The 13,848-nt window shown below is 41.1% G+C and carries 12 protein-coding genes; 10 read left to right on the top strand and 2 right to left on the bottom strand.

Translation table 11 applies throughout. The features are described 5' to 3' along the window. Nucleotides 1–226 precede the first annotated feature (226 nt). The 7 genes from BACINT_RS13870 (at nucleotide 227) to metH (ending at nucleotide 8,494) form a co-directional block, all read left to right on the top strand. Entirely contained in the window at nucleotides 227–1,897 is a 1,671-nt protein-coding gene (locus tag BACINT_RS13870; protein WP_007664149.1) for a tetratricopeptide repeat protein, read from the top strand. A 146-nt stretch (nucleotides 1,898–2,043) separates the two neighbouring features. Further along, nucleotides 2,044–2,466: a DUF3244 domain-containing protein gene (locus BACINT_RS13865; protein WP_007664148.1), complete on the top strand. Its 423-nt coding sequence runs from the start codon at nucleotides 2,044–2,046 to the stop codon at nucleotides 2,464–2,466. 39 nt (nucleotides 2,467–2,505) lie between these two features. Next, entirely contained in the window at nucleotides 2,506–3,636 is a 1,131-nt protein-coding gene (locus BACINT_RS13860) for a hypothetical protein (RefSeq protein WP_157448659.1), read from the top strand. 153 nt (nucleotides 3,637–3,789) lie between these two features. Next, nucleotides 3,790–4,605, top strand: coding sequence for a hypothetical protein (locus BACINT_RS13855; protein WP_157448658.1), 816 nt, complete (start codon nucleotides 3,790–3,792; stop codon nucleotides 4,603–4,605). A gap of 36 nt (nucleotides 4,606–4,641) precedes the next feature. Beyond that, a complete protein-coding gene (locus BACINT_RS13850; RefSeq protein ID WP_007664144.1) occupies nucleotides 4,642–5,187 on the top strand; it encodes a Yip1 family protein in 546 nt (181 codons plus the stop codon). An 11-nt stretch (nucleotides 5,188–5,198) separates the two neighbouring features. Beyond that, nucleotides 5,199–5,651, top strand: coding sequence for an SsrA-binding protein (gene smpB, locus BACINT_RS13845; RefSeq protein WP_007664142.1), 453 nt, complete (start codon nucleotides 5,199–5,201; stop codon nucleotides 5,649–5,651). A 92-nt stretch (nucleotides 5,652–5,743) separates the two neighbouring features. Further along, a complete protein-coding gene (gene metH / locus BACINT_RS13840; protein WP_007664140.1) occupies nucleotides 5,744–8,494 on the top strand; it encodes a methionine synthase in 2,751 nt (916 codons plus the stop codon). 77 nt (nucleotides 8,495–8,571) lie between these two features. Here metH and BACINT_RS13835 read toward each other — a convergent pair whose 3' ends face one another. Together BACINT_RS13835 and udk are read right to left on the bottom strand one after the other, a co-directional pair. Next, nucleotides 8,572–9,879 carry an MltF family protein gene (locus BACINT_RS13835; protein ID WP_007664138.1) on the bottom strand — a complete coding sequence of 436 codons (1,308 nt, stop codon included), beginning with the start codon at nucleotides 9,877–9,879 and terminating at the stop codon, nucleotides 8,572–8,574. A 116-nt stretch (nucleotides 9,880–9,995) separates the two neighbouring features. Next, entirely contained in the window at nucleotides 9,996–10,601 is a 606-nt protein-coding gene (gene udk / locus BACINT_RS13830; RefSeq protein WP_007664137.1) for a uridine kinase, read from the bottom strand. 100 nt (nucleotides 10,602–10,701) lie between these two features. Between udk and BACINT_RS13825 the strand changes: the two genes are divergently transcribed. Genes BACINT_RS13825 through BACINT_RS13815 form a run of 3 tightly spaced genes read left to right on the top strand, consistent with a single transcriptional unit; the run spans nucleotide 10,702 to nucleotide 13,825 of the window. Beyond that, the gene (locus BACINT_RS13825) at nucleotides 10,702–11,010 is read left to right on the top strand and encodes a Dabb family protein (protein WP_007664136.1); all 309 of its coding nucleotides are present in this window, start codon (nucleotides 10,702–10,704) and stop codon (nucleotides 11,008–11,010) included. A gap of 39 nt (nucleotides 11,011–11,049) precedes the next feature. Then, nucleotides 11,050–13,107, top strand: a complete 2,058-nt coding sequence (locus BACINT_RS13820; protein WP_007664134.1) for a protein-disulfide reductase DsbD family protein — start codon at nucleotides 11,050–11,052, stop codon at nucleotides 13,105–13,107. A gap of 58 nt (nucleotides 13,108–13,165) precedes the next feature. Further along, complete coding sequence (locus BACINT_RS13815) at nucleotides 13,166–13,825, top strand: chloramphenicol acetyltransferase (protein ID WP_007664132.1); 660 nt, start codon at nucleotides 13,166–13,168, stop codon at nucleotides 13,823–13,825. Nucleotides 13,826–13,848: the final 23 nt, after the last annotated feature.

The following is a 13,848-nucleotide window of genomic DNA, read 5'->3' as shown; positions in this document are numbered from 1 at the left end:
TGGTTTCCATCTGCGGGCTCTTTGTTTTCCAATTGCGGGCTGAATAGCCTGCAATTGGAAAATAAGGATTGGAATAAGGCATAGTGATAAAAAGGTTAAGGCATAGTCGTGTTTTACCTTAACCTCGTTGTTGTTTTCATGTATGTTTCTTGTTTGTGAAATGGTGTTAAAACGTTAGTGAAAATATACTATTTTCTGTTTCTTTGTATTCATTTAGTTTAGAAAAATGAATAAATATCTGTTTCTGCTTTTTTCATTTCTTGGGGGAGGACTTGTTTCATGTATGCAGACTCATACAAATGTCGATTTACTGGAACGGGCTGAAAGGTATATAGAAGTATATCCTGACAGTGCTATGAAATTATTGAATCTGATACAGTATCCTGAAAGGCTTCATGCTAAAGAAAGTGCTGACTATGCTTTATTGTGGACACAGGTGCTGGATAAAAACAATTTGGATAGCTTGCAATCAGATTCTTTGATTAGGGTTGCTATAGATTATTACAAGGGAAAGAATGATCCTGTGAAAGCTGGAAAGGCTTACTATTATTATGGCAAAACAATGCTTGTGAAAGGTAAGGAATCCGAAACTATGGAAGCTTATTTGAAAGCATTGACATTCTTAAAAGACACAAAGGAGTATAAATTGCAGGGATTGGTATTTGAACATATCGGGTACTTAAATTTGGGACAAGGTATGTATGAACAGTCGATAGATAATTACCGGGAGTCTGTTCGATATTATGAATTGGCAGATGATAATATAGGAGAGGTGCACGGTTGTAGAAATGTTGCCCGGGGATATTTGGCAAAACAGGATTATGATAGTGCCCATTGGTATGCAAATAAAGGATTATCTCTGTTAGTGGATACTACCGATCATGTAAAGTCTTCCCTTCTTCAGTTGTTGGGACTGATAGCTAAGGATAATAAACAGTATACAGAAGCTATTAATTATTTTGTTTCTGCTATCGGATCGAGTAAAGATAGGAATGATGGATTACGTTATTATTTATCTTTGGGACGTACTTATATGGATATGGGGAAGTTTCGTTTAGCTGAAAAGTGTTTCAATCATTGTAAAAATGTGGATGATGAATTTATTTTATCAGGTGCATTTTATTATTTATGTCTTCTGAAAAGGGAGGAAGGAAATTATAAACAAGCTTTTTTGTACAAAGAAAAGTCTGATTCACTATTAGAGATTGTGCGTAATAATGAATTGAGGGAACAACTTTTGGCTTTACAAAAGAAGTATGAAGCTGATAAGCTTGTTTTTGAAAATAAACAGATAAAACTGGAAAAAGAGAAGCAAGCCTATTTTTATTTGGTTGTAGTGCTTCTGATAAGTGGAGTGAGTTTTAGTCTTATTAAAAGATATAAAAAGAAAAATTTACGGAATATAGAAGCTTTAAGAATAAATGAGAAGATTATAGAAGAATATGCTTGTAGGATAACAGAATTTAAGCAGAAAGAGGAATGGGAGCAAAAGGCAAAGAAGGAAACGATTGGAAAATTGAATAGAAAAATTCTGGAATTGACATCTGAAAATAAAAAAATACGTGATAATTCATGTGTTGAAGCATTATTCATATTAGGAGAATTGAAACAAGGTAGGTTAATTGCGGAAAATATGTCAGCAACCGAACGCCAGAATATATTCGACTTTTTGGACTTGGTTTATGCTAACTTTATTTCTCGTATAAAAGCTGATTTTGATTTAACTAAAGGTGAATTATTATTGGCAGCATTGATAAAGTTAGGCTTTTCAAATCAGCAGTTGATGATTGTTTTTGATTGTGAAATGAAGTCTGTTTATAAGAACAAGCAAAGATTAAAATCGCATTTATTGCTAAGTAAAGACGATGCTTTGGAGCAAATGATAGCGTTTTATTGAAAATAATATCTTGTTTTTGTCCACTATGTAATTTGTTACTTTGTTGATTAATAGCAGCTTAGTTGCTAATTGTGTGTCCACATATCCATTCCTGTTATTAGGTTTTATAGCACTAACTTTGTTTCTGAATTTAAAAAAGATAGGCTATGAAATTAAAATTGATTCTATGTTTATTAGGGGTATTGCTCTTTGGAAAGGTAAATGCTGGTTCTCCGGAAGGTAATGATGGAGGTTTTGAGAAGGTCCTTATTCAAATGACCGGAAATGATGTTCCTTTTGACATTCTAACAAAAGGTAATTTGGGAGATCATCGTTCTGTACAGCCATTAATTCCAATTTATGTGGTGTTAGATAGTAGTAGTTGTTCTTTGGCAGTATACTTTGAACAAGCTATAGGGGAGGTAGATATTACTATTTCTCAGGATGGTGCTGTGGTTTATTTTTCTTCTGAAAATATACAAGACTCTATGGAAAAGACTATTCAATTGAATTTTGAAGTCTCTGGTGATTTCCTGATAGAAATAGAAGGGAGAAATGGGGCTTATGTGTGTGGACACTTTGAGTTGTAATAATAGTATAATATGTTTAACTTATAATATGTGATGCTTATGAAAAAGATCAGTTTATTGTTAGTAGGGTTATTGGCTATGTTTGCTTGTGAGCAAGAAGAGCTAGAAGGTATTGTGAAAAGTGATACTGAACAAGTGCAGACGAGGGCGGCAACATCGATTGCGGATTTTAATCCATTGACGGAAGTAGCAAATATACCAGTGAATATTATAAATATGGGAAGTGCAAAATACAAATATTTAACGGCTGGCTCTACAATTGTTGGAGAACCTGTTTGGTTGGCAGAAGGGGATGATGGCAGTATGAAACAAAGATGGTATGTGAGAAATGGTAATATAGTTCTTGCTATGGGCAATGATGCTATAAATGTCACTCCTAAAACTGGCGGAGACTATCCTGTTTTAGGACTTGCTTCACCATTTATGCGGTCTCCTTTTATCAGCTATAATGGTGTCTTTTATAACATACAAGGATTCTTGCCTAAGATGGGAATCGGTTATGACTTTGTAGGATATTTGCAAGCAAAAGATGAGAATAGTAGCGATTTGAAGTATAGACCTGATAATTCTTCTGCGATATCTCGTTGGAAAATTGTTCCTGTTGGAGAATATCGAATTGTAAATATGGAGTATGTAGAAACAGCTGGTGATTTTATAAATCGGAAGGACCAGTCTATTGATGGAGCTATTGTTCCAAATACTTCAGCTACTCAAGAAATAGAACATTCTATTTCTATTTCAAAAACAGCGAGAGAGAAGAGTAGCTTTACAGAAGCAGAAGGAATTTCTACTCATGAAGGCAGTTCTTTTAATTTGAATTTGGGTTTAAAAGTTGGTATAGTTAATATAGGTGTTGGTGGAACGATTGATAATAGTACTACTAGTTCCCGTACTGTTACTTATGGTACGGAAGAAGAATATACAGTAAATGTTACTCAGACATTTAAAATTATTATTCCACCTATGACTACATACAGGATTGAAGTATTGAAGATGTCGTACGATGCATCTGTTACGTATGTTGCAACTTTGGAGAAGATGGATGGTAATGATAAAGGCCATAGATTTAAAATTAAAGGAAAATGGGACGGTATTGTGACTACTGATTTATACTATAATTTATATATAATGGATACTAATGAATTAGTCGAAACAAAGATTATAAGTTGAAATGTAAATAAATGCTAAATAGATGTTGGAGCTTGCAGTATTTAGATTAATATTTCATTTACTCTTAAAAACAATGAAAAAATGGAGAGAGTGCGGTGTTACTCGATTCTTTTATCTAAATTTGCAAACTCTAATATTTATAGAACAATGAAAATGGCTAAGTTTAAAATCTGGATGGTTGCCCTGACCTTAATAATGGGTGTTTCTTTATCTTCTTGCATGAATTCGGATAATGATACTACTAGATCTCGTGGTGCACTTGCAAAAGTATACTCTATGTATGGCATGAATTATTATTTTAAAACAGCAGATGGAATAACTATTACTCCTACTGCCACTTCTGTAGCAGAGTTGGAAGCTAGAGGATTTAAACTTTCTGAAGTAGAGGGTCAAGTAGTGCAAATTGCATATCAATGGGATTCTTCCGTATTAGAGATTCCAGATAATGCAACTAAGATAGAGGGGGTTACGCTTGCGGGTATTATAAGTTTGGACAGTCAAGTCGAAGTTGTTGATGAACCTGGCGCAGCAAATGACTCTATTAGCGATACACCTATTATTTCCTTGAAGAAGGAAGTTTCTAGTACTTTTGCTTATGAACCATATTACTTTGATACGAATACATTAATGCTTCCAATAAATTATTATATACAAACTAAACCTCACTCTTTTACTTTGGTATATTATCCCAACGAAGAAACGACTGATGGTACCATAAAGCTTTATTTGCGTCATAAAAAGAGTGGTGATAATATGACTACTGGCAGTCCGACATCTTTTGACTATGCATATAATGGTTCAACATATTTATATTATCGCTCATTCAATTTGCAGAAAATTGCATATTCTACAAGTGGATCACTTGATAAGGTTATTATTGTGGCAGAAGAAAATGCCAATTCAGTAGAATTGGATGATAATAATACTAAAACCAATGAATATACTGTAGAATACAAAGAAATTAAATAATATAATTTGGATTATAAAGCATTATTCCATATAGCAATGTTACTGATTTCCTCTCCGGCCAAGGCTTGGGAGGAAATTCGTTTGGAAGAGGATAGGCGAAAAGTATTTACTGCTTTTGTCTATCCTATGATTGGTTTATGCGGATTGTCCGTCTTTATCGGATCTTTGCTGGCGAAAGGGTGGGGCGGTCCCGAGAGTTTCCAATATGCCATGACGCAATGTTGCGCGGTGGCGGTATCCCTCTTTGGAGGGTATTTTCTGGCGGCGTATCTCATAAATGGGATGCGCGTGAAAATGTTTATGATGGACAATGACATGCCCTTGACGCAACAGTTTGCGGGCTATGCGCTGGTTGTTCTTTTCTTGCTCCGGATTATTATCGGCATATTGCCGGACTTTAATATCATCGGATTGCTGTTGCAGTTCTATATTGTGTATGTGGTGTGGGAGGGGGCTTCAACGTTGATGGAAGTAGAAGAAAAAGACCGGTTACGGTTTACGATCATTTCTTCCATCCTACTCATTGTCTGTCCTATGCTCATTCAGTTTATATTCAACAAGCTGACGATGGTGCTTAATTAACGTTTGAAATCATGAAACAAGCTCCTGTTAATATAAAAAATAAGCGCGCTACATTCGATTACGAATTGGTAGACACTTATACCGCGGGTATTGTGCTCACGGGTACGGAAATTAAATCGATCCGCATGGGTAAAGCAAGCCTTGTGGATACCTTCTGCTACTTTGCCAATGGCGAGCTGTGGGTGAAGAATATGCATATTTCTGAATATTTCTACGGTTCGTACAATAACCATTCAGCACGCAGGGAGCGTAAACTCTTACTTACCAAAAAAGAACTTGATAAACTGGCGCGTGGAGCGAAAGATCCCGGTTTTACAATGGTTCCTGTTCGTATGTTTATTAATGAAAAAGGACTTGCCAAAGTGGTGGTAGCCCTTGCCAAAGGTAAAAAGCAATACGACAAGCGCGAAGCGTTGAAAGAGAAAGATGACAAACGCGATATGGCGCGGATGTTTAAGAGATGATTGTTTAACGTGGTAATGTGATAACGTGATAATGTGATAGAGTAATATCACTTTACCACTTTATCACATTACCATTCTATCACTAAATACAAATGGTTTCTATTGAAAAGTTGGTGCGTGAGCGCATCCTTATTTTAGACGGTGCTATGGGCACCATGATACAACGGTACAACTTAACAGAGGAAGACTTCAGGGGAGAACGTTTTGCCGGTATCCCCGGGCAGATGAAAGGAAACAATGACCTGCTTTGTCTGACGCGCCCTGATGTGATACAGGATATACACCGTAAATATCTCATGGCAGGTGCCGATATCATTGAAACCAATACGTTTAGCTCTACCAGTGTCAGTATGGCCGATTATCATGTGCAGGAGTATGTACGTGAGATGAATCTGGCTGCCGTTAGACTGGCACGTGAAGTAGCTGATGAATTTTCCACACCTGATAAACCACGTTTTGTAGCCGGTTCCATCGGACCTACCAATAAGACTTGTTCCATGAGTCCCGATGTGAATAATCCGGCTATGCGTGCGCTGACTTACGATGAACTTGCCGATGCCTATCGGGAACAGATGGAAGCCTTGCTGGAAGGTGGAGTAGATGCTCTGCTGATAGAAACCATCTTCGATACATTGAACGCTAAAGCAGCTATCTTTGCCGCCGAAAAGGCGATGGAGGCTACAGGTATTCAAGTTCCTGTTATGCTGTCCGTTACTGTATCTGATACAGGTGGACGCACTCTGTCGGGACAGACTTTGGAGGCTTTTCTTGCCTCCGTTCAGCATGCCAATATCTTTTCGGTAGGTTTGAACTGTTCCTTTGGTGCTCGTCAGTTGAAACCTTTCCTAGAACAGCTTGCTGCCCGTGCTCCTTATTATATCAGTGCATACCCCAACGCGGGATTGCCCAACAGCCTGGGGCAATACGACCAGACGCCTGCCGATATGGCGCATGAAGTGAAAGAATATATCCAAGAAGGGCTGATAAACATCATTGGCGGTTGCTGTGGTACGACCGATGCGTACATTGCCGAATATCCTGCCCTGATAGCCGGTGCTGCTCCCCATGTTCCTGCTCCGAAACCCGAAAGTCTTTGGCTTTCCGGCTTGGAATTGCTGGAGGTGACTCCTGAGAAGAACTTTATCAATGTGGGAGAACGCTGCAATGTGGCCGGTTCCCGCAAGTTCCTGCGTCTGGTTAATGAAAAAAAATACGATGAAGCCCTCAGCATTGCCCGTCAGCAAGTAGAAGACGGGGCGCAGATTATCGACGTAAATATGGACGACGGTCTGCTGGATGCACAGGCTGAAATGACTACTTTCCTCAATCTGATTGCTTCCGAGCCGGAGATTGCCCGTGTTCCTGTGATGATTGACTCTTCCAAATGGGATGTAATTGTTGCCGGATTGAAGTGTTTGCAAGGAAAGTCCATTGTGAATTCAATCTCTCTGAAAGAGGGAGAGGAAAAGTTTCTGGAACATGCCCGTACAATCAGGCAATATGGTGCAGCTACTGTAGTAATGGCTTTTGATGAAAAAGGACAGGCGGATACGTACGAACGTAAGATCGAAGTGTGTGCACGTGCTTATCAGCTTTTGGTTGAGAAAGTGGGATTCAATCCTCATGATATAATTTTTGACCCCAACGTCCTTGCTGTGGCTACGGGTATGGACGAACATAATAATTATGCTGTAGACTTTATCCGGGCTACCGGTTGGATACGTAAGAACTTGCCGGGTGCTCATGTTAGTGGTGGCGTCAGCAATTTGTCATTCTCTTTCCGTGGCAACAATTATATCCGTGAAGCCATGCATGCGGTGTTCCTTTATCATGCCATCCGTGAAGGAATGGACATGGGGATCGTAAATCCGGCTACGGCTGTGCTTTATACTGATATTCCTGCCGATATACTGGAACGCATAGAGGATGTGGTTTTAAACCGTCGTCTCGATGCTGCCGAGCGTCTGATAGAAACTGCTGAACAACTGAAAGCTGCTGCCGAACAACAGAAAGGTAATGCCACTGATAAACAAGTTGCCCCTCTTTCATGGCGTAATGGAACTAGTGTGGAAGAACGCTTGAAACATGCTTTGACGAAAGGAATTGGTGACTATCTGGAGGAAGACTTGGCAGAAGCCCTGAAGCTCTATCCGAAAGCAGTGGATATCATCGAAGGTCCCTTAATGGCAGGTATGAACTATGTAGGTGAGCTCTTTGGTGCCGGAAAAATGTTTTTGCCCCAGGTGGTGAAAACTGCTCGTACCATGAAGAAAGCCGTTGCCATTCTTCAGCCTGTAATTGAAGCGGAAAAACAGGAAGGCTCCGCTTCTGCCGGAAAAGTCCTGCTTGCCACGGTGAAAGGTGATGTGCATGATATAGGTAAGAATATTGTTTCCGTGGTCATGGCCTGCAATGGTTATGAGATCATAGACCTTGGTGTGATGGTACCTGCTGAAACGATTGTTCAGCGTGCCTTGGAAGAAAAGGTGGATATGATTGGACTTAGTGGTCTGATAACTCCATCATTGGAAGAAATGGTACACGTGGCTATGGAATTGGAAAAGGCAGGTGCCGATATTCCTTTATTAATAGGTGGCGCCACTACTTCCCGACTGCATACAGCATTGAAAATAGCTCCCGTCTATCATGCTCCTGTGGTTCATCTGAAAGATGCCTCGCAGAATGCAACGGTAGCCGCCCGCTTGATGAATCCGAAAGCCAAAGAAGAATTAAAAGAAAAATTAAGTTCAGAATATCAGCAGTTGCGTGAAAAGAACGCTGCGCAAGCACCAAAGACAGTTCCGTTGGAGGAAGCGCAGAAGAATAAGCTGAATTTGTTTTAATGAAAAGGAAGATTAAGGTGGTAGAGTGATAAGGTGATAGATCTGCCATCCTATCGCTTTATCACCTTACCACCCTATCACTCTTTTATTTTCTTCTTATATGTCTCATACCTCCCCATAATATCCCTCACAAAGTTATATGTCTCTATTCCACGGAAGTATCCGTTTTTGCAGACAGGGTCGGTGAAGTATTCTTCATTACTTTTTAATAAAATGAAGTTCTCTACATTATCTTTCCAGACATATTTGTTCTTTCCATATTTTTCAGCCAGTGCCATTGCATCCAGCACATGCCCGATACCCGAATTGTAGGAAGCAAGTACAAAGTTGAGCCGTTCCTCTCTCGGTACTGAAGAGAAGCTCTTACTGGTAGCATTGATATATTTTACGGCAGCTTTCACACTCTCTTCCGGGTTCTGTTCTTTTCCTTCAGGGATTCCCATGGCGCGCGCTGTGGCAGGCATCAGTTGCATTAGTCCTTTGGCTCCGGCCCATGAAACGGCTGTTGTATCAAAGTTGGACTCTGTATAGGCCAGAGAGGCAAGCAACCGCCAATCCCAGTCTATTTCTGAAGCATACTTTTTGAACAATTCGTCGAAGTGTGAAATCTTTCCCTCACGAAGAGAAAGGATGGAAGTGTGTGGAGTTGCTTTGCTGATCTCAAAATATCTTTTCATACTGGCAGTGTAGGCGGGAGAAGTCATATTCTCTTCATGCCATTTATTAGCGGCTGCTGCCAGTTCCGGACTATCCTTGCGCACTGCCCAGGAAGCCCTTTGGTCGAAACTGATGGATAATTTAATATTCAGATTGGGGTAATACGTTGTGTTAAGCTTGGCTACGTCATTATCGGCTACCGTATAAGGAATCTTTCCCTGGGATACTTGTGTGATGAGATCTTCTACTGAAATGCTGTCATTAGTCACTTTGTGGATATGGATGCCGCCACCGAGTTCTTTATCCAGATTTACCAAACGGTCGTAATATTTCCCGGGCTTTACATATACATCCTTGCCTATCAGTTCCGTTACATCCGTCAGCGGTTTTGTTTTCCCGCCTGCGCGTTGCACAATAACTTGGTGTGTGATTACTTCTTCACCGCAATAGATCAGACTGTCTTTTAATTCCTTCGTGATGGGGACATTATAGGCAATGATGTCTCCTTCGCCTGCCAGTAACTTGTTTATAAGTCCCTGTACATTCCTTGCCACCACTACGCGCAGTTTTACCCCGAGACTTTTGGCAAACTGTTCACTCAACTCGTACTGGAAGCCCATTTCCTGACCACGATAGTTGAAGTAAGAAGTAGAACTGTATAGCGTCAGTACAACGAGTTCACCGCTATCTTTTATCTGTTGCAAATCGCCCACAGCTTCATCGGGCATGGAACCATGCCGTTTATTTCCGCACCCCGACAGGCAGCACAGACATAGCAAGAATATTAAGATACTTCTATTCATTCAAATATATAAATAACTGAGACGCCTCAGTTGTTCATTTATCAGAGATGCTTCTTTATATACATCGTCAGAATATCGATTGCCACCTGATTGTTTCCCCCTTCGGGTATGATCAGGTCCGCATATCGTTTGCACGGTTCGATGAATTGCAGGTGCATAGGCTTCAAGATACGGGTATAACGTTCCATAACAGCTTCTGCCGTACGTCCGCGCTCCACTACATCCCGTTGTATGACACGAATCAGACGTTCGTCCGGATCAGCATCCACAAAGATCTTAAGGTCCATCATGCTACGCAGTTTCTTGTCGCACAGGGCAAGAATCCCTTCAATAATCACTACTTCCCGCGGTTCGATATGAATCGTTTCGGGCTCTCGTGTACAGGTAAGATACGAGTAGGTAGGTTGTTCAATGCTTTTCCCTTCACGCAGCATGGCTACGTGTTTGGATAAAAGCCCCCAATCGAAGGCATCCGGGTGGTCAAAGTTGATGTTCTGTCGTTCTTCTACAGGTACATGGCTACTATCCTTATAGTAAGAGTCTTGCGGTAACAGTACCACTTCACCTGCCGGCAGGCTTTCAATGATTTTACGTACGACGGTGGTTTTTCCCGAGCCAGTTCCGCCTGCAATTCCTATTATTAACATCCGTTTAAGTGTATATTTAAAACAAAACGAGTATTTTTGCGGTTAATATTAATCGCTTCGGTTGACAAATATATAGATAAATCATTAAAATTGCAAAGTTATGGTCAAACACATTGTATTATTTAAATTAAAAGACGAAGCTCCGGCTGACAAAAAGCTGACAGCAATGAAAGAATTCAAGGCCGCTATCGAGGCTTTGCCTGCTAAAATATCTGTTATACGTAAGATAGAAGTTGGACTCAATATGAATCCTGGCGAAACTTGGAGCATTGCCCTCTACAGCGAATTTGATACGTTGGACGACGTGAAATTTTATGCTACTCATCCCGAACATGTGGCAGCAGGCAAGCTGATTGCTGATGTAAAGGAGAATCGCGCTTGTGTTGACTACGAAACAATTGACAATTGATAGTTGACAATTGACAATTAGTAATTAATCATTGATTATATGAAGAAAATATTATCCATTTGTCTGTTGCTGATTGCTGTCGTGGCACAAGCGCAGATACAGGAGCCCGTCAAGTTTAAGTCGGAACTGAAGACGCTTGCAGCGGGAGAGGCGGAAATTGTATTTACCGCTACTATCGATAAGGGTTGGCATGTATATTCTACCGACCTGGGCGACGGTGGTCCTATCTCGGCTACCTTCAATGTAGAGAAGATATCCGGTGCTACAGTTGTAGGAAAGTTGCAGCCGAAAGGAAAAGAAATAGCTTCTTATGATAAGTTGTTCGAGATGAACGTACGCTATTTTGAGTCTACGGCACAATTTGTTCAGAAACTAAAGCTCACAGGAGGAGATTATAAGATAGAAGGTTTTCTGGAATACGGTGCTTGTAATGATGAAAACTGTTTGCCTCCTACGCAGGTAGAGTTTGATTTCTCAGGTAAGGCAGAAGCCGCTAAAGGTACAGCAGTTGCAACTCCGGCTGAAAAGGTAACAGCTCCGGCAGAGGAAACGAAACCGGAAACTCAGCCTGCTTCACAAACTGAAACACCTGCTGATACAGCTTCTACTGGCATCATAGGTGGTGCAGATGGTCCGACGGATATAAATGTGGCAGGTAATATTGACTTGTGGAAACCTGTCATCAATGATCTGCAATCTTATGGTGAAACCACTTCACAGGACGACATGTCATGGTTCTATATCTTTATCACCGGTTTCCTCGGTGGACTGCTGGCATTGTTTACCCCTTGTGTGTGGCCTATTATCCCTATGACGGTAAGTTTCTTCCTGAAACGTTCCAAAGATAAAAAGAAGGGTATTCGTGATGCCTGGACGTATGGCGCTTCCATCGTGGTGATTTACGTAACTTTAGGTTTGGCCATTACGTTGATCTTCGGTGCCAGTGCATTGAATGCACTTTCCACGAATGCCGTGTTCAATATCCTTTTCTGTCTGATGCTGGTTGTGTTTGCAGCTTCTTTCTTCGGAGCTTTCGAACTGACGCTGCCCTCTAAATGGAGCAACGCAGTAGATAGTAAGGCAGAAGCAACAAGCGGTTTGCTCAGTATCTTCCTGATGGCATTTACGCTTTCACTGGTGTCTTTCTCTTGTACAGGTCCTATTATCGGTTTCTTGCTGGTACAGGTATCTACAACGGGTAGCGTGGTAGCTCCGGCTATCGGTATGCTCGGGTTTGCTATTGCTTTGGCATTGCCGTTCACACTGTTCGCCTTGTTCCCGTCCTGGCTGAAGTCTATGCCGAAATCAGGCGGTTGGATGAATGTCATTAAGGTTACTCTCGGTTTCCTGGAACTGGCTTTCGCTCTGAAGTTCCTCTCTGTAGCCGACTTGGCATACGGCTGGCGCATCCTCGACCGCGAAACGTTCCTGGCATTGTGGATTGTTCTGTTTGCTTTACTGGGCTTCTACCTGTTGGGCAAGATCAAGTTCCCACACGATGATGACGATATGAAAGTGGGAGTGGGCCGCTTCTTTATGGCACTTTTCTCGCTGGCATTTGCCGTATATATGGTTCCCGGTTTGTGGGGTGCTCCGTTGAAGGCAGTCAGTGCTTTTGCACCGCCTATGCAGACTCAGGACTTCAACCTCTATAATAATGAAGTGCATGCCAAGTTCGATGATTATGATCTGGGTATGGAATATGCCCGTCAGCATGGCAAACCTGTAATGCTCGACTTCACCGGTTATGGCTGTGTAAACTGCCGTAAGATGGAGCTTGCCGTATGGACAGACTCTAAGGTAAGTGATATTATCAACAACGACTACGTGCTTATTACACTTTATGTAGATAATAAAACCCTGCTGACCTCACCTGTTAAAGTGACAGAAAACGGACGAGAACGTACATTGCGTACAGTAGGTGATAAGTGGAGTTATCTCCAACGCGTTAAATTCGGTGCCAATGCACAGCCCTTCTATGTGCTGATAGATAATGAAGGTCGCCCTTTGAATAAATCTTATTCGTATGACGAGGACATTCCTAAGTATATCGAGTTCTTGCAAACAGGATTGGAAAACTATAAGAAAGGAAAATAAACGAACGAATGCCCGGCTGATATATGCGACCGGGCATTTTTCATTAATCAATAACTTTATGAGACATATTGTAGACATCGAGACCTGGGAGCGCCGGGACAATTACAATTTCTTCCGGGGCTTTGTAAATTCCTGGTATTCCATTACCACAGAGATTGATTGTACCGAAGCCAGTGCCGCAGCGAGAGCTTCGGGCCATTCCTTTTTTCTCTATTATCTGTATGCCGTAGTGCGTTCGGCGAATGAAGTTCCGGAACTTCGTTATCGTACCGACAAGAACGGACAAGTTATTTTTCATGATGAAGTGGATATCATTTCTCCGATAGCTATTCCTGGAAAGACTTTTTATACGGTTCGGATCCCTTACCACGAAGATTTCAAACGCTTTTATGCTGAAGCGTATGAGTTGATAACCAATATCCCCGAAGATGGCAATCCTTATGGTGCCGAAGAGGAGTTGGCAAAACAGGGAGATTATGATGTAGTGCATTTAAGCGCTGTCCCCAAAATGTATTTTACTGCTACTACTTATACGCTGGCCGAAGTCGGTAATGGTTGCAGTTACCCTTTGATGACTTCCGGTAAAGCGGTAACCCGTGAGGGACGTCTGGTATTTCCTTTATCCATTTATGTAAATCATGCCTTTGTAGATGGTTCGCATCTGGCGTCATTTTTTCAAAAGATAGAAGAACACCTGAAACGAATTTCACGGGAATAATTGTTATTGTCTGTTTGTTATCT

This window comes from Bacteroides intestinalis DSM 17393 (genome assembly GCF_000172175.1).
GTDB lineage: Bacteria > Bacteroidota > Bacteroidia > Bacteroidales > Bacteroidaceae > Bacteroides > Bacteroides intestinalis.
The sequence above is the reverse complement of the archived record's forward strand: the minus strand, read 5'-3'. Positions and strand labels throughout refer to the sequence as shown.

What these genes read in the sequence shown, in the direction of transcription:
- BACINT_RS13870 (WP_007664149.1), top strand. Translation starts at nt 227, where the DNA reads ATGAATAAATATCTGTTTCTGCTTTTTTCATTTCTTGGGGGAGGACTT.
- BACINT_RS13865 (WP_007664148.1), top strand. Translation starts at nt 2,044, where the DNA reads ATGAAATTAAAATTGATTCTATGTTTATTAGGGGTATTGCTCTTTGGA.
- BACINT_RS13860 (WP_157448659.1), top strand. Translation starts at nt 2,506, where the DNA reads ATGAAAAAGATCAGTTTATTGTTAGTAGGGTTATTGGCTATGTTTGCT.
- BACINT_RS13855 (WP_157448658.1), top strand. Translation starts at nt 3,790, where the DNA reads ATGGCTAAGTTTAAAATCTGGATGGTTGCCCTGACCTTAATAATGGGT.
- BACINT_RS13850 (WP_007664144.1), top strand. Translation starts at nt 4,642, where the DNA reads ATGTTACTGATTTCCTCTCCGGCCAAGGCTTGGGAGGAAATTCGTTTG.
- smpB (WP_007664142.1), top strand. Translation starts at nt 5,199, where the DNA reads ATGAAACAAGCTCCTGTTAATATAAAAAATAAGCGCGCTACATTCGAT.
- metH (WP_007664140.1), top strand. Translation starts at nt 5,744, where the DNA reads ATGGTTTCTATTGAAAAGTTGGTGCGTGAGCGCATCCTTATTTTAGAC.
- BACINT_RS13835 (WP_007664138.1), bottom strand. Translation starts at nt 9,879, where the DNA reads ATGCCCGATGAAGCTGTGGGCGATTTGCAACAGATAAAAGATAGCGGT.
- udk (WP_007664137.1), bottom strand. Translation starts at nt 10,601, where the DNA reads ATGTTAATAATAGGAATTGCAGGCGGAACTGGCTCGGGAAAAACCACC.
- BACINT_RS13825 (WP_007664136.1), top strand. Translation starts at nt 10,702, where the DNA reads ATGGTCAAACACATTGTATTATTTAAATTAAAAGACGAAGCTCCGGCT.
- BACINT_RS13820 (WP_007664134.1), top strand. Translation starts at nt 11,050, where the DNA reads ATGAAGAAAATATTATCCATTTGTCTGTTGCTGATTGCTGTCGTGGCA.
- BACINT_RS13815 (WP_007664132.1), top strand. Translation starts at nt 13,166, where the DNA reads ATGAGACATATTGTAGACATCGAGACCTGGGAGCGCCGGGACAATTAC.